Consider the following 24383-nt stretch of genomic DNA (forward strand, 5'->3'; position numbering starts at 1 on the left):
GCAAAATTGCCATTGTGATCATGAGTTTTTCCGATGCACCTGTTTGATGATCTCGACCGCCGCCTCATCAGCGCGCTGCGCGAAGACGGACGTGCGCCGATCTCGAAGCTGGCCGTGATGCTGGGCGTATCCCGCCAGACGGTCGAGAGCCGCCTGAGCCGTCTGCTCGACAGCGGCGCGGTCCTCGGCTTTACGATCCGGGTCCGCCAGGACGCCGAGGACGACGCCGTCCGCGCGATCATGATGATTGAGGTGGTCGGCAAATCGACGACCGCCGTTATCCGCGGCCTGAGAGGCCTGCCCGAGCTGCACTCGCTGCACTCGACCAACGGGTCCTGGGATCTGGTGGCGGAAATCCGCGCCGCCAGTCTGACTGATTTCGACCGGGTGCTGCGCCACGTGCGCGAGACCCCTGGCGTCCAGAACAGCGAGACCAGCCTGCTGCTCAGCAGCGTTTGAGGAAAGGTCGCGCCCACTGCCGCCGTTGGCATTCCGTCCGATTCCAGACATCCAAGCCCCACGCTTCTTTGATCCACTCCTGCGTCACGGGCAGCAAGGGGGGCTTGAGGAAGTCAGCTTGGAAATGTCCGTTGAAACCTGGATGAAGGTGTCGATACGCCTCAAGGATGGCGCTTAGCGCTCTAGGCGACTGTCGACGGCGGAGATAATGGATCGATCATTTCGTGATGGATGTTTGCAGTGAACCAACCGAGTTCCGCCGTGTGGGATGAAGAACATTTGAGATTGGGTGTGAAGGCTGCAGGTGTTGCCCTGTGGGCCTGGAACGTTGAAACCGACCGTCTGACCATGGACGAGATCGGCTACGAGCTTTGGGCCATTCCGACGAACGTCGAATCACCTTTGAGGATCTTTCAGCCCATATCCACCCGGCCGACAGGGACCGAGTTCGAGCAGCTTTCCACGCCACCCGTGGCATTATCGGTCCGTATGAAACCGACTTCCGTATCCTCGTCGGGGACGAGGTTCGTTGGATTTCCGCGCGGGGCCGCGGCGACGACGAGGGTATCGTCGGCAATGTGATGTTCGGCGTCTTTCTCGATGTGACGGGGCGCAAGCAGGCCGAAGAAGGGAACGAACTTCTGGCCGGAGAAATGAGCATCGGGTCAAGAACCTCATCACCGTGGCCAGCGCCCTGACCGCCATGACCTCGCGCTCGGCCGAGACGAAGGAGGAGATGGCGCAGGACCTCACGCAGCGCCTGGCGGCGCTCGGACGGGCGCATGATCTTGTCCGGCCCGTGCCTGGCCAGACGGAGAACGCCACGCTGCTTGGCGACCTCTCGGTGCTGCTGCGCCCCTATGACGATATCGGCGCATTCAGTGGGCGGGTTCGAGTGGGGGTGCCGAGGCTGGGGGTCGGCGCGGCCGCCGCGACCAGCTTGGCGCTGGTGCTGCACGAACTGGCCACGAACTCGGTCAAGCATGGCGCCCTGTCGACGCCGACGGGACTTCTCGACATCGGCTGTCTCGCCGAAGGCGATGACACCGTGATCGCCTGGACCGAACGCGGCGGACCTGCGGTGACCGCCCCGGCCGACGCCAAGGGCTTTGGCTCCAAGCTGCTGAACCGCGTCGTCGAAACCCAGTTCCACGGCAGGATCACCTATGACTGGCGCCAAGATGGCTTGGTGGCGCGTTTGTATCTGCCGACAGCGCGCCTGACCGCCTGACCGCTGTCAGCTGCGCCATGGGCGAGGTCGGCTCTAGCCCAGCCGAAGGGGCGACCGAGCGCATAGCGCTGGAAAGCCTTCGTCCCACGGATGGAAGCCCGAAGGGCGCCAAGACAGGTGCTCACGCGGTCGGCCTCTAGTGCGCCAGTTCCTGACATTGGCTCGCCTCCAGGAAGCTGACCTTCGACATCGGCGAATGGACCTTCGCCATTGGCTCGAACGTCACGGTTTCCCAGCTCGACCGTGTGCGCAAGGATCGTACGCCCGCCGCACAAATCTGAGGCGCCACGTGTCGGAGACACGACCCACAAGTATTACTTATTGCGTCCTTCGTAATATCACCGATGGATGCCGACATGGACACGTCCTCCTCCCCCCTGGCGCGCCTGAGCATTAGCCTGCCGGCCGAGCTGATGAGCCAGCTCGACGCCATGGTCGCCGAGCGCGGCCTGCCCAGCCGCTCGCAGATGATCGCCGAGCTGATCCGCCACGAACTGGCCGAGCACAGCGGCGAGCGGCCCGACGCGATGCTGGCCGGCACGATCACCCTGATCTATCGCGCCGAAAGCGGGCGCGTACGCCATGCCTTGGCCCAGACCCAGCTGGGCTATGTGAAAGAGGTGATCTCGGCCCAGAACGTCTTCCTCGAGGACGACCAGGCCATGGAGGTCCTGCTGGTCCAGGGGCCCGCCGAGCGCCTCCAGCAGCTGTGCGACGACCTGCGCAAGGTGCGCGGGGTCCAGCAGATCAAGCTTGTCACCACCACCGCCCTGCTGCCGCCGCTGCACTTTCACGGCGACGGGCCCGACGGAGAGTCCCTTGAGTAGCACCGCCACCCCCTACGCCGCCCAGGCCCACGCCCGCGCTCAGGCCGGGACCCGCGTCGAGGCTATGCCCACGGTGCCGGCCAGCGCCGCCATCGACCTGCCGCCGGGCGTCGCGGCCGCCGACGTGGTCTGGGACGAGACGATCGCGCCGGGCGGTTACGCCAGCCGCCAGATCGCGCGGGGCGCTCGCCTGCGCCTGACCGATCTAGCCGGCGACGCGTCGGTCTCGCTGCTGATCTTCAACGCCGAGCGCCCGATCGAGCGCCTCAACATCGCTGATACGCTGAAGGTCCAGTGGAACGGCTATCTGGGCCAAGGCCGCCTGCTATTGTCCGACATGGGCCGGGTGCTGGCCAGCATCGTCGCGGATGAGGCCGGGACGCACGACGCCTTCTGCGGCGCCTCAAACCAGGCCAGCAACGCGCGCAAGTATGGCGACGGCTTCAATCACGGGGCCCACCCCAACGCCCGCGATCGCTTCTCGCTGGGCGTCGCCAAGTTCGGCCTGGGCCGCAAGGACATCCACCCCTGCCTGAATCTCTTCAAGGAGATCCGGGTCGGCCAGGGCGGCGAGACGGTGATCGACGTCGGTCCCTACGCCCCCGGGCGCGCCCTGACCCTGCGCGCGGAGATGGACCTGATCGTGGCGCTGGCCAACTGCCCCCACGTGCTGGACCCGCGGGAGGCTTATGCCGTGACCCCGGTGCGCGCCACCGCCTGGTGCGGCCCGGTCACGCCGGCCAACGACCCGATCCGCAACGCGACGCCCGAAGGCCTACGCGCCTTCCAAAACGTCGAAGACTATTTCTCGCGCTGAGGCCCCGTCATGGCGTTCGATCCCCCGCCCCTGAACACCATCGTCCACGACGAGGTGGTCCCCGCCCGCGCGCCTTGGCTGCATGAGGTCAAGGCTGGCCAGACCCTGCGGATCATCGATCTGGAGGGCAACCAGGCCGTCGACTTCCTGGTCTACAGCGCCGCGGACGACGCCGAGCGCTATAGCGCGCAGGACACCATCGCCGCCCAGAAGAACATCTTCCTGCGCGAGGGTTCGGTGCTGCTATCCAACGAGGGGTCGCCGATGATGACGGTGACCGCGACGGCCGTGGCCTATCACGACACCATCGGCGGGGCCTGCTCGTGCGAGAGCAACACCCTGCGCTACGGCCACCACACCAAGAGCCAGCACGCCTGCGTCGAGAACTTCCTGGTCGCCAACGCCGCCCAGGGTCGCGGCAAGCGCGACATGGTCAGCAACGTCAACTGGTTCATGAACGTGCCGGTGGAGGCGGACGGCGCCTTGGGCATCGTCGACGGCATCTCCGCGCCCGGACTCTATGTCGACCTGCGCGCCGAGATGGACGTGGTCGTGGTGGTCTCCAACTGTCCGCAGATCAACAATCCCTGCAACGGCTTCGATCCGACGCCGGTGCGCATGATCATCGCCCAATAGGACCTCGCCATGTTCGACAAGGTCCTGATCGCCAATCGCGGCGCCATCGCCTGCCGCATCATCCGCACCCTGAAGGCCATGGGCGTGAAGTCGGTGGCGGTGTTCAGCGACGCCGACGCCGGCTCGCTGCATGTCTCGATGGCCGACGAAGCCGTGCGCCTGGGTCCGGCTCCGGCGGCCGAGAGCTATCTGCGCGGCGACCTCGTCTTGGCCGCCGCCAAGGCCACGGGCGCCCAGGCGATCCATCCGGGCTATGGCTTCCTCAGCGAGAACGCCGGGTTCGCGGAAGCCTGTGAGCACGCGGGCGTCGCCTTCATCGGTCCGACGGCGGACAATATCCGCGCCTTTGGCCTCAAGCACACGGCGCGCGACCTGGCCCAGGCGCACGGCGTACCCCTGGCGCCAGGCACCGACCTATTGGTCGATCCGGCGGCGGCCTTGGACGCGGCGGAACGGATCGGCTTTCCGGTGATCCTGAAGGCCACGGCCGGCGGCGGCGGCATCGGCATGCGGGTCTGCGAGAACGCGCAAGGCGTCGAGGAGGCCTTCGCGGCCGTCCAGCGCCTGGCGACCGGCAATTTCAGCGACGGCGGCGTCTTCCTGGAGCGCTACGTCCGCAAGGCCCGCCACGTCGAGGTGCAGGTGTTCGGCGACGGCGCGGGCAAGGTCGTGGCCCTGGGCGAGCGCGACTGCTCCCTGCAGCGCCGCAACCAGAAGGTCGTCGAGGAGACCCCCGCCCCCGGCCTGCCCGCCGCCACCCGCGCAGCCCTGCTGGACGCCGCCGTGCGCCTGGCCAAGGCGGCGAACTACAGGTCGGCCGGAACGGTCGAGTTCCTGTACGACGCCGGCCGCGACGACTTCTTCTTCCTGGAGGTCAACACCCGGCTGCAAGTCGAGCATGGCGTCACTGAACAGGTCACTGGCGTCGACCTCGTGGAATGGATGGTGCGCGGCGCGGCCGGCGACTTCGCCTTCCTGGACGCCCCGGTCCCCGAGGCCAAGGGCGCATCGATCCAGGTGCGCCTCTATGCTGAGGACCCGGCCCAGGACTATCGCCCCAGTTCCGGCGTGCTGACGCAGGTCGCGTTTCCAAGCGGCGTCCGCGCCGACGGCTGGGTCGTCGATGGGACCGAGGTCAGCGCCTTCTACGACCCGATGCTGGCCAAGCTGATCGTCACCGCGCCCGATCGCGAGACAGCGGTCACGGCGCTTCAAAAGGCCCTCGACGACACGCGCCTCTCCGGTATCGAGACCAATCTGGATTGGCTGCGCGCCGTGGTTCGCAGCCCGCCATTCGTCACCGGCGAGGTCTCCACCCGCGCCCTGGAGACCGTGTCCTGGACGCCCGACACCATCCAGGTGCTGAGCGGCGGCCCCGCCACCACCGTGCAGGACTGGCCGGGTCGGCAAGGCTACTGGGACGTCGGCGTGCCACCGTCCGGTCCGATGGACGCCTTCGCCTTCCGGCTGGGCAACCGCCTGCTCGGCAATGGCGAGGATGCGGCCGGGCTGGAGATCACCGCGCTCGGTCCGACCCTGAAGTTCAACCACGCCGCCACGGTGTGCCTGACCGGCGCGCGCTTCGACGCCCGCCTGGATGGCGCTCCGGTCGAACCCTACGCGCCGTTCGCGGTCGCCCCGGGCCAAGTGCTGAAAATCGGCCGCGCGATCGAGGCGGGCCTGCGGGGCTACCTGCTGTTCCGGGGCGGCCTGGATGTCCCGGCCTATCTGGGCAGCCGCTCCACCTTCACCCTGGGCGGCTTCGGCGGCCATGCGGGGCGCAACCTAACGGCCGGCGACGTGCTGCGGCTGCTTGGGCCCGTCGCGAACAGCGCGGCCCCAGCCCTCGCCGCCGAGCTCCGGCCGGCCATGACCAAGGCCTGGACCATCCGCGTCCTGCCCGGCCCGCACGGCGCGCCGGACTTTTTCACCACGGCCGACGTCGCCATGATCGGCGGCACGGACTGGAAGGTGCACTACAACTCCAACCGCACGGGCGTGCGGCTGGTCGGGCCCAAGCCCGAATGGGCGCGGCGCGACGGCGGCGAGGCCGGGTTGCACCCGTCCAACATCCACGACAACGCCTACGCCATCGGGGCCGTCGACTTCACCGGCGACATGCCGATCATCCTGGGACCGGACGGCCCGTCGCTGGGCGGCTTCGTCTGCCCGTTCGTGATCATCCAGGCTGACCTCTGGAAAGCCGGCCAGCTGGCGCCGGGCGACACGGTCCGCTTCGCCGTGGTCGACGACGCCACGGCCGCCGCTGCGCTGGACGCCCAAGAGGCGCTGATCGCCGACCTCGTGGCTTCGCCCCTGCCCGCTTCGCCGCCGGTGGACGAGCAGGCCAGCCCGATCCTGCGCGAGCTGCCGCAGGACGGTCATCGCCCCCGCGTGCTCTACCGCCGCCAAGGCGATCAGCACCTACTCGTCGAGTACGGTCCGATCGTGCTGGACCTTGAGCTGCGCCTGCGCATCCATGCCCTGCTGCTGGACCTGCAAGCCCAGGCCCCGGAAGGCGTCATCGACCTGACGCCGGGTATCCGCTCGTTGCAGGTGCACTACGACAGCCGCCGCCTGACCCAAGCCCGGCTTCTGGAGCTCCTGGTCGCCGCCGAGGACCGGCTGGGCGGCCTGGACGACTTCGAGATTCCATCTCGCGTCGTCCACCTGCCGCTGAGCTGGAAGGATCCGGCGATCTACCAGACGATCGACAAGTACATGCAGGCCGTCCGCGATGACGCGCCCTGGTGCCCGGACAACATCGAGTTCATCCGCCGGGTCAACGGCCTGGACAGCATCGACGATGTCCAGCGCATCGTCTTCGACGCCCGATATCTGGTGATGGGGCTGGGCGACGTCTATCTGGGCGCGCCGGTCGCCACGCCGGTCGATCCGCGCCACCGCCTGGTGACGACCAAGTACAACCCCGCCCGCACCTGGACCCCGCCGAACGTGGTCGGCATCGGCGGTGCCTATATGTGCATCTACGGCATGGAGGGTCCGGGCGGCTATCAGCTGTTCGGGCGCACCATTCAGGTCTGGAACACCTGGCGGCAGACCGACGCCTTCACCGACGGCAAGCCCTGGCTGCTGCGGTTCTTCGACCAGATCCGCTTCTTCCCGGTCAGCGCCGAGGAACTGACCGAGTGGCGGCGCGACTTCCCGCTGGGCCGTCGCCAGATCCGCATCGAGGAGGAGACCTTCCGCCTCTCGGACTATCGCCGGATGCTGGCCGACAACGCCGAGAGCATCGCCGCCTTCCAGGCCACGCGCCAGGCCGCCTTCGACGCCGAGCGCGCCGACTGGGAAGCCAAGGGCGAGTTCGCGCGGGTCGAGGCGCTGTCCGGCGTCGCGGATGCCGAAGAAGAAGCGGCGGCCGTCGAGGTTCCGCCAGGCGCTGACCTGGTCGAGGCGCCGCTGGGCGGCAATGTCTGGAAGGTGCTGGTCGAGCCGGGCCAAAGGGTCGAGGCCGGCGCGGTCATCGCCATCATCGAGGCCATGAAGGCCGAGTGCGACGTCAACACGCCGGTCGCGGGCGTGGTCAGCGCCGTCTACGCCCAGCCGTCGCAATCCATCGCCGCCGGCGCGCCGGTCATCGCCGTCACACCGGATCTGGAGGCCGCCGCGTGAGTTTCGAGCGCCTTTCCGTCGAGGCCATCGCCCGGTCCGTCCATGGCGGGGCCAGCGCCGTCGACGTTGCCCAGGCGGCGCTGGACGCCGTCGCTGAATACGACCTGATCCAGCCCCAGGTCTGGACCCTGCGCCTGCCGGCCGAGGCCGTCCTGGCCCAGGCCCGGGCGGTCGAGGCGCGCATCGCCGCCGGCGAGGTCCTCGCCCTAGCGGGCGTCCCGTTCGCCGTGAAGGACAATATCGATGTCGGCGACCTGCCGACCACAGCCGCTTGCCCAGCCTTCGCTTATGAGGCCGAACGATCGGCCACGGTGGTCGAGCGGCTGATCGCGGCCGGCGCGGTGCTGATCGGCAAGACCAATCTCGACCAGTTCGCCACCGGCCTGGTCGGCGCGCGCAGCCCCTACGGCGCGCCGCGCTGCGTGTTCAACCAGGCTTTCGTCAGCGGCGGCTCCAGCTCCGGCTCGGCCGTGGCGGTCGCGGCGGGCCTGGTCGCCTTTTCGCTGGGCACCGACACGGCCGGTTCGGGCCGGGTGCCGGCGGCGTTCAACCACCTGGTGGGCCTGAAACCCAGCAAGGGTCGCTGGAGCACGCGGGGCCTGGTGCCCGCCTGCCGCTCGCTGGACTGCATCAGCGTTTTCGCCGCCGACCTCGCCGGCGCGGCCCTGGTCGACGACGTCCTGGCCGCCTTCGACCCGGAGGACGACTACTCCCGCCGCGCGCCCGCGACGCCCCCTGCTCTTTCCATGGACGGCCTGCGCTTCGCGATCCCACTGCCGGACCAGCGGATCTTCTTCGGCGACGGCGAAGCCGAGGCGCTCTACGCGGCCGCGATCAAGCGGATGGAAGCGGCGGGCGGCCGCGCCGTCGAGGTCGACATCGCCCCGCTGCTGGACGCGGCCAAGCTGCTCTACAGCGGACCCTGGGTGGCCGAGCGCACCGCCGCCGTCGAGCCCCTGCTGCGCGCGACGCCCGGCGCCATCGAGCCCACCGTAAGGGCCATCGTCCAAGGCGGTCTGGCGACCACCGGCGTCGAGACGTTCCGGGGCCTTTACGCCCTGGAAGGCTATCGCCGCGCGGCCGAAGCCATTTGGGACGTCGCCGACGTCCTGTTCCTACCCACGACGCCGACCATCTATCGGCTCAAGCATCTGAAGGCCGAGCCGCTGGCGCTGAACGCCAATCTGGGCCTCTACACCAACTTCGTGAACCTGCTGGACCTGTCCGCCCTGGCGGTTCCGGCCGGCTTCCGCGCCGATGGGACGGGCTTTGGCGTGACCTTGGTCGGCCCTGCCTTCGCCGACCGCGCGCTGCTGGATTTGGCGGCCCATTATCTGGAGACCTTCCCCATGGCCAACACGCCCCCGCTGGACCTGACGCCCCACAAGCCCGGCATCAAGCTGGCCGTGGTCGGCGCGCACCTGGGCGGCATGCCCCTGCACTGGCAGCTAACCTCGCGCGAGGCCCGGCTGGTCCAGGCCACCAAGACCGCGCCAGCCTATAAGCTCTACGCCATCGCCAACTCGACCCCACCCAAGCCGGCGCTGGTCCATGTCGGGGCCGATGAAGAGGGGGGCGGATCGTCGATCCTGGTCGAGGTCTACGAGCTGGACGTCGAGGCCTTCGGCAGCTTCACCGCCGAGGTCCCCGCCCCGCTGGCGATCGGCACGGTCACCCTGGAGGATGGGACCTCGGTGAAGGGCTTCGTCGCCGAGCCTCGCGCGCTGGACGGCGCGACCGACATCACCGCCCTGGGCGGCTGGCGGGCCTATATCGCTTCGCTACAAGCCTAGCCCTTCGGCGCCGCACAACGAAAAAGCCCGCGAACTGCGTTCGCGGGCTTTTCAGCATCGTCAGGGACGAAGAGCGCCTTAAGCGGTGGCGCGTGCGGCTTTCAGGGCCGAAATCGTGTAGTAGATCAGGCTGAACATCGGACTTTCCGGGCTTCGATCCAGCGAGGACGGTTCCTCGCCATGGAGCACATGTAGTGTGACAACGTTGTCATCTCAAGCAATAATGGTGCGACGCAACATCGCACCGGCCGGTTATTTGCCCAGACCCGCTAGCGCCTCCGGCCCGACCGCCCCCGGCTTGTCGAGCGGGAAGTCGTAAACCGCCGTCGCGCCGTAGCGGTGCGGGGCCTGCGGATCGCGGCGACGCTTGTCGAACGCCAGGACCCGGGTGCCCAGCTTGAAGGCCTCCTTGATGTCGTGCGTGACCATCATGATGGTTAGGCCGTTGTCGCGCCAAAGGCCGGTGATCAGCTCGTGCATGTCGAGTCGCACCCCAGGATCAAGGGCGCCGAACGGCTCGTCCAGCAAGAGGATGCGGGGCTTCTTGATCAGGGCCTGGGCGATGGCCAGGCGCTGCTGCATGCCGCCCGACATCTTGGCCGGATAGAGGTCGCCGCTGTCGGCCAAACCCACGGCGGCCAGCATCGCGTCAGCCTCGTCCAGCGCCTTGCGGCGGCGGGCGCCCGTCAGTCGGCCCAGGAGTGGCGAGCCGGCGCAGTCCAGGCCGAACACGACGTTGTCGCGGGCCGACAGGTGCGGAAACACCGAGTACTTCTGGAACACCACGCCGCGATCGGGCCCCGGCTCGGCGCGCAGCTTGTCGCCGTCGAGGTCGATGGCGCCGCGCGTCGGCTTCTCCTGTCCGATGATCAGCCGCAGGAAGGTGCTCTTGCCTGCGCCGGACGGGCCGACGATCGAGACGAAACTGCCCGGCTTGATCGTGAGGTCCACGTTCTCGAGCACGACCTTGTCGCCGTACTCCACCCAGACATTGCGAAAGTTCAGCAGGTCGCCCATCAGCGCGCCCTCTCCGGATAGGCCCACGGATAGGCGCTTCGGCTGATCAGGCGCAGCGTTACATCCATCGCCACCGCCAGCAGCGAGATCCAGAAGACGTAGGGCAGGATGATGTCCATAGACAGGTAACGGCGGACCAGGAAGATGCGGTAACCGAGCCCCGTATCGGCGGCGATCGCCTCAGCCGAGATCAGGTAGACCCAGGCGGGGCACAGCGAGAGGCGCAGGCTGTCGATCAGGCGCGGCATGGCCTGGGGCAAGGCCACGCGCAAGGCCAGCTGCCAGGTGCTGGAGCCCAGGGTCTGGGCCTTGACCAGCTGCTCCTCCGGAATGGCCGCGACATGAGCAGCCAGATCGCGGACCATGACGGGTGTTACGCCAATGACGATCAGCGCGATCTTGGCCGTCTCGCCAAGGCCGAAGACGATGAACAGGATCGGCAGGACGGCGATGGGCGGGATCACCGCGATCGCCGCCACTAGCGGTCCCAGCTTGACCCGCAGCAGCGGCAGCAAGCCCAGCGCCAGTCCCAGCAGCAGGCTGATCGCGGTCGCCAGGAGCAGCGCGATACCAATGCGCTCGAGGCTGGCCAGGGTATCGACCACCAACGGCGCGTGGCCGGTCAGGGGATCGACCTTGGCCATAAGCTGGACGGCCTCGATCATGGCCTGCGGCGTTGGCAGCAGCTTGTCGCGCGGGTTTTCAGCGTGACGGGCCTGCGAGGCCATCAGGTACAGCAGCGCCGCCGCCAGCAGCGGGAGGGTTCCGAGCAGGACCGCGAGCCCTCCCCTCGGTCTGACGTTCAGCAGGCGCATGAGGACTAGAGCTTTCCGTCAGCCGCCATCTGCACATAGCTGGGATCGAAGCGCAGCTTGACGTTCTTCGGGTCACCCAGGGTCTTGCCGCCCGGGAAGCTGATGCCGATGTCGTCGACAGACTTCGCCCCCTGGCCGAACAGGCCCATGCTGAAGCTGAACTTGCGTACCCGATCATTGGCCGTGACCAGGTCAGGGCTGACCGTGGCGGCCAGGGCCGACTTCGGATCGGCGTAGAGGTGCGTCGTCTTCAACTGGCTTTCGAAGCTGGCCAGATCCGCGCCCGACAGTTTGGCCATCTGCTCGCGTGCGGCCTTGCCTTCTGGGGTCTGGGCCACGGTCAGGGCCATGGTCTCGTACCAAATGCCGACCAACGCCTTGCCCAGGTTCGGATTGGCTTTCAGCGCCTCGGTGCTGACCGACAGACCATCCAGGATCTCGCCCGGGATCTTGGAGCTGTCGAAGACCTCGGTGGCGCCGGGCATCTTCTTCACTTCCGACAGCTGAGGGTTCCAAGTCACCAGGGCCTTGGTGTCGGCGGCGCTGTAGGCGGCGACGATATCGGCGTCGGAGGTATTGACCGTTTTGATGTCGGCCATCTTCAGGCCCGCCGTCTCCAAGGCGCGGGCCAGCAGATAGTGCGACACCGACAGCTCTACCAGGTTGACCGGACGGCCCTTGATGTCGGCCAGCTTGGTGCCGTTCTTCAGGATGACGCCGTCATTGCCGTTGGAATAGTCGCCGATCATCAGGACCGTCGTGTCCTTGCCGGCGGCAGCCGGCACGGTCAGGGAGTCCATGTTCGTGGCGGTGACGCCGTCCAGCTTGCCGGCCGAGTATTGGTTCAGCGACTCGACGTAGTCGTTGATCTGCACCAATTGGATATTCACGCCGTACTTGTCGGCCCACTTCTTCACGATGCCCGACTGCTGGGCGTAGGCCCACGGCATCCACCCGGCATAGATGGTCCAGCCAATCTTGTACTCGGTTTTGGCCGCCTCGGCGGAAGTCGCGGGCGCGCCCTTGTCGGCGGTCTTGGGACCACACGACGCCAGGGCCAGGGCCGACACGGCCAAGGCCGCCATGAAACGCTTACGGGTGAACTCAATGGTCATGATCGGCTCCCTCGAAATTCGCTGAGGAGAGCGTTTTTCATATTACGACTTGTCGCAATCGTAATACCGCCAACGCCCTCTCGAGGCGTTTCCACCCGGCCTATTCTGCCGAAAAAGCAGGCCGCCCCCGAGCAAAGGCGCCGCATCCCGCGCCGTTCTCGCGCCGCGGACGGCCATGAGCCCGCGCCATGGTTTGCCAACATCGCCCGCACAGCCAGCCTCCGACCTCGGGATGGAGGATACGAGCATGCTGTCCAAACTGATGGCGTACGCTTGGTCTTTTCTGTGCGCGGGCCTTACGGCCCGCGGCGGGCGATACTGGCTCACCTGAGCAACCTTGCGCGGCGCTCAGTTGCCGCGATCCGCAACCAACTTTTCCAGCGTCGACATTTCTCCGCCGGCCGCTCGCTGCTCTTGATGATCCGACAGACATCAGGAAGACAGCCTTGACCTACAAACCCGACAACGCCCGACCGATGATCGTCGGCCAGCCCGTCCTCGTGGTGATCGATGTCCAGAAGGGCTCATTCATGGACTGGCCCTCTTCCGAGCGCCTGCCGATGCTGCCGGACCGCGTCGAGCGCATGCATCGCGTCCGCCCGCTAGTCGACGCGGCCCGCGCCGCCGACGTGCCGGTCGTCTTCTTCAAGGAAGTGCACCGTCCCAACATGATCGACTTCGGGCGCGAGCTGGACGGCCGCGAGGACGTGCATTGCATCGAGACCTCTCCAGGCACGGAGTTCGCGATCGAGGAGTTGGGGATCGTCGAAGGCGATTACCTCTTGGCCAAGCGCCGCTACTCCTGCTTCTACGGCACCGAGCTGGAGATCCTGCTGAAGGGCCTGAAGGCGCAGACGCTGATCCTGGTCGGCGGCTTCACCGACGTCTGCGTCCACTACACCTTCGTCGACGGTCACCAGGGCGACTATTACTGCCGCGTGGTCGAGGACTGCGTGACGGGCTCTTCGCCCGAGGCTCATGACGCGGCGCTCAACGCCATGGAATACATGCAGACCGGCGCGCGCCGCATCTCGACCGAGATCTTGGAGGCCTTCGCCGCTCGGAAGAGCAAGGCGGCCTGATCCCACGCCGCGCAAGAGAAAGGCCCTCCCCCGCGTCGCGAGGGAGGGCCTTTGCGTATCAGCCTTCCGGCTCTTGCAGCGGCCCTGGCGGGACCAGGCTGGGACAGAGATTGGTCACCGTCCTGTCGCTCAGCACCTTCTCGACGAAGGCCGGCGAGTCGGCGCGTGAGCGCATGACCGCGCTCATGTGCGTGGCGCCTGGATAGTAGCGCCACTCGACCGTCGTCCCGGCGGCGCACATGGCCGAGACGAAGTTGTACTGGCTGACGGCCTGGGCGTCTGAATCGGCCAGGCCCGTGCCCACGAAGACCGGAGTCTTTATGTCGACGTCCGGGAAGTCGCTCAGGCCGTCAGCCCGAGCCTCCAACGCGGCGATCGCCTGGCTGTAGAGCTTCTCAACCGGCAGGGCGATTTCGCGGGCGAAAGTCCGCAAGCCGCCCATGCAAGTCGTCTGGGCCTTCTCCAGCAGCGGTCGTCCGGCAGGCGATATATAGTCCTCGGCGCGGATGCCCTTCGGATCGATCGAGCGCACGGTCCCCAGGAAGTAGAGGATCTCGTAGGCCGCGTTTCCGCCGGCGTCGCGGTCGGTATAGAGGCTTGGGACTGGCTCCTGCGGCGCGCCGCGCGTGTTGTTGGTGTGAGCGACGAGCCCCGTCGCCACCGTGCCCTTGATCCTCAAGTCGGGCGCATAGGTCGGGGCGAGCCACGCCGCCGCGATCGCCGCGCCCGAGCCCTGCGATTGCCCCATGGTCACGACCTTGTTGGCCAATAGGCCAGGATAGGCCTTCAGCGCCGCCCGCGCGCTGTCCAGCACCGCCAGGCCTTCCGAGCGTGACTGCAGGTAAGGATGCGGTCCGGGCGTACCCAGCCCCGCGTAGTCTGTGGCGACAATGGCGTAGCCCGCCGCCAGCCAGGCCGACAGATACTGCTGGTCTCGCTCCGAGCGCGGCATGAACGATGGGGCGCAGACGTCGGCGACGCCTGTGGTGCCGTGGGCCCAGGCGATCAGCGGCCAGCCGCCCGCCGGCGGCGTCCCCTTCGGGAAGAACACCGCGCCCGAGACCGTAACCATCGTCTTGGCGTCCAGCCAGTCGGTCGAGCTGTAGAGGATGCGCTCGGCGCGCCCCGCCCCGGCCAGCGACTGTCCCGCCGGGATCGCTTCAGTCCGCAGCATCCGCCCCGGCCCGGCGGGGGTCGCGCCCGTCCAGCGGTAGAACGGCGTCACCCCGCCATCGCCCGCCCAGGGATCAGGCGCCTGAGCATAGGCGGACCCGGCGATCGCGGCGGCGGCGAGTAGGCATAAAAGTCGGCGCAAGGGACCCTCATCGGCAAAGGCGCATTCACGCGACGTCCGACCGCCCCTTAGTTGCGGAATGCGAAACCATCGCCGTCTCGACGAGCCAAGCCGTCGCGCATCGAACGATGGATTTTCGCCGCCCCGGCCAACCGTGCATTTTTCAGGCGCCGGCCATCAGCTTTTCAGCAAAACCTCGGGATTTCCGGTCTCTGGTCGCCGGCAACCATGGTCCGCGCCCGGCCGGTGCTATGCCGGAAGGGCGTCGTCGCCTGATCGCGGTCGCCAGAGTGCGCCCCGCCCCGGCACGTCGGGAATGTTGCCATGGGCAATGATGGTTGCCGGACAAGCCAAGTATGGAACTGGGTCTGAAGCGTTTTACGGGCAAGGTCAGCGACAACGACCTGCGCCTGCTGCGCACCTTCGCCACGGTGGTCAAGCATGGGGGCTTCGTGGCCGCCGAGTCCGAACTCCAGATCGGCCTGCCTTCGATCAGCCGCTACATCAAGGACTTGGAGATCCGGCTCGGAGCCAGGCTCTGCGAGCGCGGCCGCCGCGGCTTCACCCTGACCGCTGAAGGCGCACGGGTGCATGAGGCCTGCGAGAAGCTGTTCGGCGAACTGGATCTGTTCGAGGCGCGTGTCCGCGACATCCACGCCAGTCCAGCGGGCGCCATCCGCATCGGCATGGTCGACGCCCTGGTCGGCGACCCCAACTTCCGCCTCCCAGAAGTTTTCGACGGCTACAAGGCCGCCTATCCGAATGTCCATTTCAACATTGAGACGACCACCTCGAACCTGATCGAGCAGGCGGTCATCGAAAACAATCTCGACGTCGGGGTGGTCTTCGAGCGTCGACCGATGGACCAACTGCGCTACCATTTCCTCTACGAGGAGGTCAGCTACCTCTACTGCACCGAAGACCACCCGGCCTGGCGTCAGCGTCGCCACGAAGATCAGGTCTGCGTCGAGGACATCGGCGCCTATGACTTCGTTGGCTATCCATTCGAGCACGAGATGGAGCGTCTGGGCGTCAGCGGACTGCTCAAGCGCACGGCGACCGTCACCCATATGGAGGCGATCGCGATGATGGTGGCTTCGGGCCGCTATCTCGGTTTCCTGACCGAGCACCAGGTCGCGGCGATGGGGGGCGGAAAGCGCTTCCACAAGATCGCGCCGGAGACCTTCTCCTACGCCAGCAACATCTCGGTGATCACGCGCCAGGGCCACACCCCGCCCCTGGTCGCCGCCTTCATCGAACAGGTCGAGGCCGCCCGAACCCGGGTGAACTAGAAGCAAGCGGCGCCCATCGCAGAGCGCCGCTTTCCGTCTTTCTCAGAACTTGGCGCGGACGTTCAGACCGATCGTGCGCGGCTGCAGGACCAGCCCCTGCGTGATGAACAGCACCGAGGGCTTCTGGATGACCTTGTCCTCGTTCAGCAGGTTCTTGGCGAACAGCGAGACCTCGACCTTGTCGATATCGACGCCCAGGCTGGCGTCCACCAGGTCATAGGATGGCCGGCGGTAGTCCTGGCTGGTCGTGGCGTAGGCGCCGGAACTCTCGCCGGTGTGCGACCAGTTCACGCTGAAGAAGCCATCGACGCGGTTGGTCAGCGGTCGATTGTAGTCCAGGCCGATCGAGGCCGTGTTCTCGGGCACGCCAAGCAGATGCGAGCCATCGACCGCGCCTGTCCCAGCCGAGGCCTTGGTGATCTTGGCGTCGGTGATCGCGCCCGACAGGTTCAGGGTCAGGTGGTCGGTCAGCATGGCGCGCAGTTCAAGCTCACCGCCCTGACTGCGGGCGTCGCCCGCGTTGCCGGTGATCACCGAGCCACACTTGGCCAGGCGCACCGACTGCTGAACGTTCTTCCAGTCAATGTAGAAGGCCGAGGCGTTGAAGGTCACGCGGCCGCCGAACAGGCGGGTCTTGGCGCCGCCCTCATAGCTCCACAACGAGTCCGACTGATAGCTCTTGGCGTCCGCCAGACCCAGCGACTTGACGTCGGCGGCGCAGAACGAGGTCAGGGCGTTGTTCTGACCGCCCAGGCGGAAGCCCTTGGCGGCGTTGGCGTAAAGCGAGACCGAATCCGAGGCCTCGTATGTCAGGGCGAACTTCGGGGTCAGCGGTGTCGAGCGCGTGCTGGCGTCGTCGCGGGCCGGCGCCCCGTCGGCCAGCCAGCCGCCCTCGTCCAGCGCGTACTGGCTAGTGGCGCGAACCTGACGCAAGCCCACGGTGGCCTTCAGCTTATCGGTGACCTTGAACGATCCCTCGGCGAAGAGCGCCACCTGGTTGTTGCGGCGCACCGAGTTGAAATAGCCGATCAGGCCGCCGGGCGTTGCATAGCCGATGGCGTCCTGGGTCGTGGTCCCCAGCAGCCTCGCCACCGTCGCATCCAGGCCGACGACATACTCATGGTCCAGGCTGGTGATCTTCTGCTTGGCGAAATAGGCGCCGACCTGCCACTCGTAGCGCTTGCCGCTCTCGGCCAGAGACGGCGAGGCCAGCCGGAACTCCTGGCTGTAGGTCGCGACCGCGTCGGTATTGCGCATGATCCCTGGCAGAGCCGCTATCGTCTCGTAGGTCGGGCCATAGCTGTCGTCGATGACGCTGGCGACGTAGTCGCTGTCATAGATCGTGCCGTCGAACTGGCGGTCGAAGCGGCGATAGGCGTAGCCGCTGATCGCGGTGAAGGTCAGGTCGCCAAAGCGCTTCTCGACCGTCACGCTGGGCGCGAACAGGGTGTCCTCGCTGGGCTCGCGGACGGGCCGGTTCTCCTGGAACTTGCCCAGGGAGAGCTTGGTGATGCCCGTGTCGTCCGAGGCGGTCTGCTGCCACTGCAGGGTCGAGGTCACCTTCAGGTCATCGGAAGGGTTCCACAGGAAGCTGGCCCGAACGGCCGTGGTGCGTTCGGCGTCGACGTTCTTGTTATCGACCACGCCCTGGCTGTTCACGTGGTCGATGAAGCCGCTCAGATATTCGCGTTGCACGGCCAGACGGAAGGCGGCGTTGTCGCCGACCGGCGCATTGACCACGCCCTCCAGCTTGTAGTTCGCGCCGCCCGCGTCGGTCTTGGAACCCTCGGCCGAGGCCTCGCCGGCGAAAACGCCTAGCAGCGGCCCCTTGGTGATGAATCGCAGCGTGCCGCCTAGCGAACTGTCGCCGTAAAGGGTGCCCTGCGGCCCGCGCAGCACCTCGACGTGATCGAGATCGAACAGGCGCGGTAGGGTCACGCCCGTGAAGAACTGGTTCGGGATCGTCAGCGATATGTCGTTTAGATAGATACCCACCGTCGCCGAGCCCTGGGCTGAGCTGATACCGCGAAGGCTGATCCGCGAGAGGCCGCTGCTACCGGTGTTGCTGAACGACAGGCCCGGCGTGCTGCGGGCGAGGTCCGCGTAGTTGGCGACATGCTGCTTGGCCAACTGATCGCCGGTGAGGACGCTGATGCTGACCGGAACGTCGCGAATGTTCTCGGAACGCTTCTGGGCGGTTACGACCAGTTCGGGAACCATGGTGTCGTCCGTGGCCTGGGCAAAGGCCGCGACAGGCGCAGCGACGCCCATCAGGCCCAGGGCGGCGGCCGCCAGCAATCGCGTCTTCAGGGCGCGCTGGCGCGCCGTCACGAAATTCATATGCATCCCGAGTATCCCCTAAGCGTCGCGCTGTCGGGCCTGGCCTCGTGGTCGAGGTCACGACGGATGCGGGTTCTGCCGCCCCTCCTCCCGAAGGGGCCGCCCGCGTCTCGCTCAGGCCGGTCTCATGCGAGGATTTGGCGGGATCGCGCCAGCGAGAATGTCGCGTTGCACAACGATGGTTGCGCCAAACTGGAAGTGAACGGCGACGCTTGCCCCATGGGCGGGATCTTCCTTACGCAGCCCGCCAAGCATGGTTGCCGATAACGCCATCTACCGTGCGCCCGCGCCGTGCTTGGTCAGAGGTCCGAGACTCCAGACGGACCGCCGATGACTGACGCCGCCCTCTCCGCTGTCCCTGCCGCCGCAGCGCCGGCGCCCAAGGTGTCAACGCGGGCTTGGGTGGTGCTGGCTATGCTCACGCTGGTCTACACCTTCAGTTGGATCGACCGCTTCCTGTTGATCATTCTAGTGGACCCGATCAGCCGCGACCTGAAGGTCTCCAATACCGCGATCGGCCTGCTGACCGGCTTTGGCTCGTCCCTGCTCTATTCGCTGGCCGGCTTTCCGATCGCGCGTCTGGCCGACAAGGGCTCGCGCCGGGCGATCATAGCCGCCGCCATCGGCGCCTGGAGCACCCTGACGGTGATCAGCGGCTTCGTGACCAACTTCACGGCGCTGGCCTTCGCCCGTTTCGGCATCGCCGTGTCGTCCGCCGGATGCTCGCCGGCGGCCTATTCGCTGATCTCGGACTATTTTCCGCAGGCCCGGCGCGCGGCGGCGATCGCCGTCTACAGCCTGGGCATATCGATCGGCATGTGGGCGGGCCTGACCTTCGGCGGCCTCCTGGAAGACCGGTTCGGCTGGCGTAGCGCCTTCCTGATCGTCGGCGCGCCCGGCATGGTCGTGGCGGCGCTGTTCTTCTTGATCGTGCGCGAGCCACCACGCGGAACCTTTGACGCTCAGACCGAGGAGAACGCCCGTCAGTACACGCTGAAAGAAGCCGCCGGCCACATCCTTACCCATCCCAGCTTCCTGCCCATCGCGCTGGGCTTCGCCCTCGTCTCAGCCTCGGCCAGCGCCTTCGAGAACTGGGTGCCAACCTACATGATCCGGGTGCAGCACCTCAGCTCGACCGAGGTCGGATCGCTGAGCGGCCTGCTGCAAGGCGTAACCGGCTTCGTCGGCACCCTGATCTTCGGCTTCGCCGCCGACCGCCTCGGCGGCCGCGACGCCCGCTGGTACCTGTGGCTCCCCATGATCGGCATCGCGATCATGGGCCCGGCGATCTTGCTCTTTTTCCACACCAGCGGCGCGGCGGCCTATGGCTGTTATTTCGTCGCCGAGCTGGCGGGCTCGGCCTTCTCAGCCCCGCTGTTCGCCGCCGGTCAGATGTTGTTGCCGCCCCGCCTGCGCGCGGTCGGCATGGCCAGCATGCTGTTCGTGCTGAACGTCATCGGCATGGGCGTCGGTCCGTTCCTGACCGGCTGGCTCAGCGATCTCTTCGTGGCTCGAGGCGCGGTCGAGGGCCTGGCCCCGTCCATCTCGCTGATGCAGCTCAGCGCGGTCGCCGGCGGAGCCTGCCTGATCTATGCCGCCGCCAAGCTCGGCGCCCCCCGCTCCGCAACGCCGAAATAGGCGAGTAAGCGCCAGCTTCCGACATTCGAATCCTAGCCGTTTCCGGACATTGGCTCGATCACGCCGCCGCCAAAGCTAGAGGCCGGCCCGATATTGCAAGGCCGGCCCAACGCCATCTAGCGACCGGCGTCCAGGAATTCCTGGGTGGTGACCGCATTGCCGTAGAAGGGCAAGATCTCGGCCACAAAAGAGGTCTGCTGCTCCTTGGTGAAGGCCGCCGAGGCGTCGTGGATCACGTTGGTGTGGTAGCCTAGGTCGTGGGCGTTGCGAACGGTCGACTCCACGCACTGGCGCAGAGCGAAGCCCATCACATAGAGGTCGAAGACGCCGTTGTTGCGCAGATAGCTGTCGAGCGTGGTGGCCGCGAAGGCGCTGCTGCCACCGGTGCGCTCGCGGATGACATGCTCGCCCGGCGCGGGCTCGAAGCCCGTGAAGAACGCCGTCTGCTCGCCGAGGAACGAGCGGTACTGCGGAACCATCGCCCGTAGGCCATACTTGCCCTGGCCCATGACGCGGTAGTTGGGCTCCAGCACCATGGCGACGTGGATGATTTCCAAGCCGCGATGGCGCGCCTCGGCCAGGACCTTCGCCGAGTTGGCGACAGCGGCGTCGATCTGCTCGCGATCCTGGAACTGCGGATTGATGCCGCCGGTCGGAGCCAGCCAGTCGTTCTGATACTCGATCAGGATCAGCGCGCTCTTGGGTTCGATGTGGTGGGTCATGGAGTTGCTCTTTCAGAAGCTGGATGGATTTGAAGGGGCGCGTCAGGCGCGAAAGCTCGTCGGCGGCCCCTAGGCCGCCAGCAGCGCCCCGTGATGATGCAGGTGAGCCCGGAACCGATCGGCGTAGTCGCCCCCGACTGCGGCGATGACGCTGGGCCGGATCGCCAGGCCCGCTCGCCATGCCGAGACGCGCGGAAGGCCTTCGAAGATCGGCGCTGACGCCTGAGGGTCGAGGATGTCGAAGTACCGGAAGAGCGGCGCGAACACCGCGTCGACCATGGAGAAGGCCACGCCCTGGAAATAGGGGCCCGCGCCCAGCTGCGGCTCCAGGCGCTGGAGCTTGCTCCGGAACGCCGTTTGCTTGGTTTCAGCTGTCGCCTTGTCTGCGGCGTTGAGGAACTGCCAGGCGTCGGCCATGGCCTGGGTGGCGAACTCGATCCAAGCCCGTTGCCGGGCCCGGACCAGTGCGTCTTGCGGGTACATCGGCGCGCCGCCCTGCGTCTCCTCGAGATACTCGCAAATCACCATGCTCTCGAAGAGGACAGCCTCTTCCCCGCTGGCCTGGCGGACCTGGAGAAGCGGAACCTTGCCGGTCGGAGACAGAGCCAGGAACCAGTCGGGCTTGGCCGAGAGGTCGACATTGACGCGTTCGAAAGGAACGTCCTTTTCGAGGAGGACGATCGCCGCGCGTTGGACGAACGGGCAAAGCGGGTGACTGACGAGCGTGAGGCTGGTCTTTTGCATGATGATCTTTCGATGAGACGGCAGGACGGCGACGGCGAACGGGTGATGCAAGATCAGATCGCCTGACCGCCCGACACGTCGAAGGTCGTGCCGTTGGCCCAGCCCATCTCGTCGGACAGAATGGCCGCCACCGCGCCGCCGATGTCGTCGGCCTCGCCCACGCGGCCCAGCGCGATGGTCTGGGCGACATAGGCGTTGATGTTCTGGTCGTCGCGGACCGCGCCGCCGCCGAAGTCCGTCGCGATGGCGCCGGGCGAGATGGTGTTGACGCGGATCTGCCGCGCGCCCAGCTCGACCGCCATGAACTTGGTCATCGTCTGGATGGCGGCCTTGGCGGCGGCATAGATGCCGTAGCCGGCCATGGTCACGCGCACGAAGCCCGACGAGACATTCAGGATGCGCCCGCCGTCCTCGATCAGCGGCAGCAGCTTCTGGGTCAGGAAGATGGGACCACGCAGATGGGTGTCGATGATCCCGTCGAACTGCTCTTCGGTCGCATCGGTCAGCGGCGCATAGAGGCCATGGCCGGCGTTGTTGACCAGATAGTCGAACCGCTCGCGGCCAAACTCGGTCTTCAGGGCGGCGGCGACCGCCTCGGCGAAGGCCCCAAAGCTCTTGGAGTCGCTGACATCGAGCGCGATCATCACGCTCTTGCCGCCCAGGGCCGCGATGTCCTGGCGCACTGCCTCTGCCTCGGCCGAACCGCTGCGATAGGTCCCAATGACGCCGACGCCGCGCTTGGCCAGGTGAAGCGCCATGCTGCGACCCAGGCCGCGGCTGGCGCCGGTGATGATTGCGATCTTTTTGGTCATGTCATTCTCGCGGGATAGCTTGAGGTGAAGGCGCGCCGCCTTGGCGACTTCCGATGAAACCCAAGTAGGTCGCGCCCGCGCCGCGCACCCGCCCGATCGGCTCAGCTTATTGCCCGATTGTCTCAACCCGTTTGGACCGGCGCGGAAACGTGCGATACGGAGGAATGACCAATCCGCTCTCGCCTCACCTGGAGGTCGTTCGACGTCACGCCGCGATCGGCCTGACCGACACGCCCATCCCGAGGCTGGACATCACCGTCGGGCGCGGGAATACCGATCGAGCGCCGTGCCTCTATCGCTCGATGGTCTGCTTCATCCTGCAGGGTTCAAAGCACGTCGCGATCAACGACCAGCTCCTCAGCTACGACTCCTCGCAGTACCTGATCAGCGCCCTTGATCTGCCGGGCACGGGCCAGATCCTCGACGAGGATGACGGTCGCCCCTACATCGCCGTGTCGCTGGTCCTGGATCCCGCCCTGATGGCGGATGTGGCGTCGACCCTGCCGCCGATGCGGGATCCGGAACCGCAGGGTGTTGGCGTCGCGATCAACCCCATGACGACGACGCTGCGCGACACGCTCTTGCGATTGCTGTCCTTGCTCGATAGTCCCGGGGACATTCCAGCGCTCGCGCCTATGGCGGAGCGCGAATTGCTCTATCGTCTTCTACAGGGACCGCAGGGTCGGCTGCTGCGCCAGATCGCGCGCCCAGAAGGGCCCTTGGCCCAGATCCGCAAGGCCGTGGCGTGGATCCGGGACAACTGCAACAAGCGCCTGCGGATCGAGGCGCTGTGCGACGCCAGCGGCATGAGCCGCGCGAGTCTGCATCGGCATTTTCAAGCGCTGACCGGTCTCAGCCCCATCCAGTATCAGAAGCAGCTGCGTCTGCAGGAGGCGCGACAGTTGCTACTGGCCGGCGATCACAACGCCTCCAACGTCGCCTTCGCCGTCGGCTATGAAAGCGCCTCCCAGTTCAGCCGCGAATACACGCGCCAGTTCGGCGCGCCGCCGATGCGCGATATTCGAAACATCTGGCGGGCTCTCGATGGCGCCGCTCCGGGCTGAGGCGCCGACTACATATGAAAGTTGTCGTTCAGGCGGTGGGTCAAGCGCAAGGAGGCGCCAGGAGCTGCCATTGGGGCGACTTCATTTCTGCCGTGCGTCTGAGCAACCGCTTCCCTCCCCGCCTGTCCGCCCTCACCCCGCCAGCCGCTCCCCAATGAACCGATCCACCGCCTCGGTATAGTCGCCGGGCAGGCCCAGGGTGCGGTTGACGTCGGCGTGGGTCAGGGGCTGGGGCAAGACCGGCATCGGGACGTTCGCGCGCTTAGCCAGGGCCTGGAACGCGCGGGCGTCTTCGCAGGGCTTGTCGGGGCGCTTGGTCGAGCAGACCAGGAACATCGGCACGGCCGAGGGCGTCCACTGGTCCATCGGCGAAGCCTGGGTCCAGCCGGCGGGATCGCTCCCGAACGCCTCGTCGTAGAACTTCGGATGGCGGCCGGCCATGGTCGTGGAGACCTTCATGACCGCCGAGTCCAACACCACCGTCCCGGCCCAGGGCTTGCCGACCATCGACGGCTTCGACGACAGCAGAGCGACCAAGTGCGCCCCGGCCGAGTGGCCCATCAGGACGATCCGGCGATCGCTGGCGCCCCAGTCGGCGGCGTGGGCCTGTGTCCAGCGCACGGCGGCGGCCACGTCCTGGGCCTGGGCGTAGGCCATGGTCTGGGGCAGCATGCGGTAGTTGACGCTGACGAATACGTAGCCCTTAGGCAACCAGTGGCGCAGCTTGTTCTCGACCGAGCCGGTATTGGCCTTATCGCCGATCTTCCAGGCGCCGCCGTGGACCATGACGATCACCGGCGCGTCGCGCAAAACGCCTGGCGGGACATAGACGTCCACAGCCTGGGCGGGATCGGCGCCGTAGGCGGCCGTCAGCTTGCGGGCGCCAGGCAGGATCGCCTGAAGGTCAATCGGGCGCTCCTCCTCGGCCTTCTTCTCCTGCAGGCGCTGTATCATCCGCTCGCGCATCTTGCCGCGAAGGCCGATCTGGGCGTCCGCGGCGCTGGCCGCCAGGGACGCCGCAAGGGTCAAGCTCACGAGCTGGGTCAGAGGCT

At 66.9% G+C, this 24383-nt stretch carries 21 protein-coding genes; 12 read left to right on the forward strand and 9 right to left on the reverse strand.

Translation table 11 applies throughout. The features are described from left to right. The first annotated feature begins 33 nt into the window (after window positions 1–33). The 8 genes from MZV50_RS22795 (at window position 34) to atzF (ending at window position 9396) form a co-directional block, all read left to right on the forward strand. Complete coding sequence (locus MZV50_RS22795; protein WP_252631618.1) at window positions 34–459, forward strand: Lrp/AsnC family transcriptional regulator; 426 nt, start codon at window positions 34–36, stop codon at window positions 457–459. 371 nt (window positions 460–830) lie between these two features. Beyond that, complete coding sequence (locus tag MZV50_RS22800) at window positions 831–1157, forward strand: PAS domain-containing protein (RefSeq protein WP_252631619.1); 327 nt, start codon at window positions 831–833, stop codon at window positions 1155–1157. Next, window positions 1142–1690, forward strand: coding sequence for a sensor histidine kinase (locus tag MZV50_RS22805; protein WP_252631620.1), 549 nt, complete (start codon window positions 1142–1144; stop codon window positions 1688–1690). The genes MZV50_RS22800 and MZV50_RS22805 overlap by 16 nt, the downstream gene beginning before the upstream one ends. Before the next feature lie 344 nt (window positions 1691–2034). After that, on the forward strand, window positions 2035–2517 hold the full coding sequence (locus MZV50_RS22810; protein WP_252631621.1) for a CopG family ribbon-helix-helix protein: 483 nt from the start codon (window positions 2035–2037) through the stop codon (window positions 2515–2517). Beyond that, window positions 2510–3334, forward strand: a complete 825-nt coding sequence (locus MZV50_RS22815; RefSeq protein ID WP_436792189.1) for an urea amidolyase associated protein UAAP1 — start codon at window positions 2510–2512, stop codon at window positions 3332–3334. Before MZV50_RS22810 ends, MZV50_RS22815 begins: the two co-directional genes overlap by 8 nt. A gap of 9 nt (window positions 3335–3343) precedes the next feature. Next, entirely contained in the window at window positions 3344–3970 is a 627-nt protein-coding gene (locus MZV50_RS22820; RefSeq protein ID WP_252631622.1) for an urea amidolyase associated protein UAAP2, read from the forward strand. Window positions 3971–3979: 9 nt separating this feature from the next. Then, window positions 3980–7603 carry an urea carboxylase gene (gene uca, locus MZV50_RS22825; RefSeq protein WP_252631623.1) on the forward strand — a complete coding sequence of 1208 codons (3624 nt, stop codon included), beginning with the start codon at window positions 3980–3982 and terminating at the stop codon, window positions 7601–7603. After that, window positions 7600–9396, forward strand: a complete 1797-nt coding sequence (atzF, locus tag MZV50_RS22830) for an allophanate hydrolase (protein ID WP_252631624.1) — start codon at window positions 7600–7602, stop codon at window positions 9394–9396. The genes uca and atzF overlap by 4 nt, the downstream gene beginning before the upstream one ends. Window positions 9397–9648: 252 nt before the next feature. Here atzF and MZV50_RS22835 read toward each other — a convergent pair whose 3' ends face one another. The 3 genes from MZV50_RS22835 to MZV50_RS22845 are packed head-to-tail and all read right to left on the reverse strand — an operon-like array spanning window position 9649 to window position 12343. Further along, complete coding sequence (locus tag MZV50_RS22835; RefSeq protein ID WP_252631625.1) at window positions 9649–10413, reverse strand: ABC transporter ATP-binding protein; 765 nt, start codon at window positions 10411–10413, stop codon at window positions 9649–9651. Next, complete coding sequence (locus tag MZV50_RS22840; RefSeq protein WP_252631626.1) at window positions 10413–11228, reverse strand: ABC transporter permease; 816 nt, start codon at window positions 11226–11228, stop codon at window positions 10413–10415. Before MZV50_RS22840 ends, MZV50_RS22835 begins: the two co-directional genes overlap by 1 nt. A gap of 5 nt (window positions 11229–11233) precedes the next feature. Beyond that, the gene (locus tag MZV50_RS22845) at window positions 11234–12343 is read right to left on the reverse strand and encodes a putative urea ABC transporter substrate-binding protein (RefSeq protein WP_252631627.1); all 1110 of its coding nucleotides are present in this window, start codon (window positions 12341–12343) and stop codon (window positions 11234–11236) included. Window positions 12344–12789: 446 nt separating this feature from the next. On the opposite strand from MZV50_RS22845, the gene MZV50_RS22850 reads away from it, so the two are divergent. After that, complete coding sequence (locus MZV50_RS22850; RefSeq protein WP_252631628.1) at window positions 12790–13425, forward strand: cysteine hydrolase family protein; 636 nt, start codon at window positions 12790–12792, stop codon at window positions 13423–13425. A 58-nt stretch (window positions 13426–13483) separates the two neighbouring features. On the opposite strand, the gene MZV50_RS22855 is transcribed toward MZV50_RS22850, so the two are convergent. After that, a complete protein-coding gene (locus tag MZV50_RS22855; protein WP_252631629.1) occupies window positions 13484–14740 on the reverse strand; it encodes an alpha/beta hydrolase in 1257 nt (418 codons plus the stop codon). A 335-nt stretch (window positions 14741–15075) separates the two neighbouring features. On the opposite strand from MZV50_RS22855, the gene MZV50_RS22860 reads away from it, so the two are divergent. Further along, window positions 15076–16011 (forward strand): LysR family transcriptional regulator, encoded by a 936-nt coding sequence (locus MZV50_RS22860; RefSeq protein ID WP_252631630.1) that lies wholly within the window; start codon window positions 15076–15078, stop codon window positions 16009–16011. 42 nt (window positions 16012–16053) lie between these two features. Here MZV50_RS22860 and MZV50_RS22865 read toward each other — a convergent pair whose 3' ends face one another. Beyond that, entirely contained in the window at window positions 16054–18357 is a 2304-nt protein-coding gene (locus MZV50_RS22865; RefSeq protein WP_252631631.1) for a TonB-dependent receptor, read from the reverse strand. A gap of 408 nt (window positions 18358–18765) precedes the next feature. On the opposite strand from MZV50_RS22865, the gene MZV50_RS22870 reads away from it, so the two are divergent. Further along, window positions 18766–19989 carry a spinster family MFS transporter gene (locus MZV50_RS22870; protein WP_252635301.1) on the forward strand — a complete coding sequence of 408 codons (1224 nt, stop codon included), beginning with the start codon at window positions 18766–18768 and terminating at the stop codon, window positions 19987–19989. Window positions 19990–20105: 116 nt separating this feature from the next. Here MZV50_RS22870 and MZV50_RS22875 read toward each other — a convergent pair whose 3' ends face one another. The 3 genes from MZV50_RS22875 to MZV50_RS22885 form a co-directional block, all read right to left on the reverse strand. Beyond that, window positions 20106–20711, reverse strand: coding sequence for an isochorismatase family cysteine hydrolase (locus tag MZV50_RS22875; RefSeq protein ID WP_252631632.1), 606 nt, complete (start codon window positions 20709–20711; stop codon window positions 20106–20108). 69 nt (window positions 20712–20780) lie between these two features. Beyond that, entirely contained in the window at window positions 20781–21506 is a 726-nt protein-coding gene (locus MZV50_RS22880; RefSeq protein WP_252631633.1) for a glutathione S-transferase family protein, read from the reverse strand. Window positions 21507–21508: 2 nt separating this feature from the next. Beyond that, window positions 21509–22267, reverse strand: coding sequence for an SDR family NAD(P)-dependent oxidoreductase (locus tag MZV50_RS22885; RefSeq protein ID WP_252631634.1), 759 nt, complete (start codon window positions 22265–22267; stop codon window positions 21509–21511). Window positions 22268–22431: 164 nt separating this feature from the next. On the opposite strand from MZV50_RS22885, the gene MZV50_RS22890 reads away from it, so the two are divergent. Then, complete coding sequence (locus MZV50_RS22890) at window positions 22432–23331, forward strand: AraC family transcriptional regulator (RefSeq protein WP_252631635.1); 900 nt, start codon at window positions 22432–22434, stop codon at window positions 23329–23331. A 132-nt stretch (window positions 23332–23463) separates the two neighbouring features. Here the strand turns inward: MZV50_RS22890 and MZV50_RS22895 are convergent, their stop codons facing one another. After that, entirely contained in the window at window positions 23464–24366 is a 903-nt protein-coding gene (locus MZV50_RS22895) for an alpha/beta hydrolase (RefSeq protein WP_252631636.1), read from the reverse strand. Between the last annotated feature and the right edge of the window lie 17 nt (window positions 24367–24383).

The organism is Caulobacter segnis (genome assembly GCF_023935105.1).
Taxonomy (GTDB): Bacteria; Pseudomonadota; Alphaproteobacteria; order Caulobacterales; family Caulobacteraceae; genus Caulobacter; species Caulobacter segnis_B.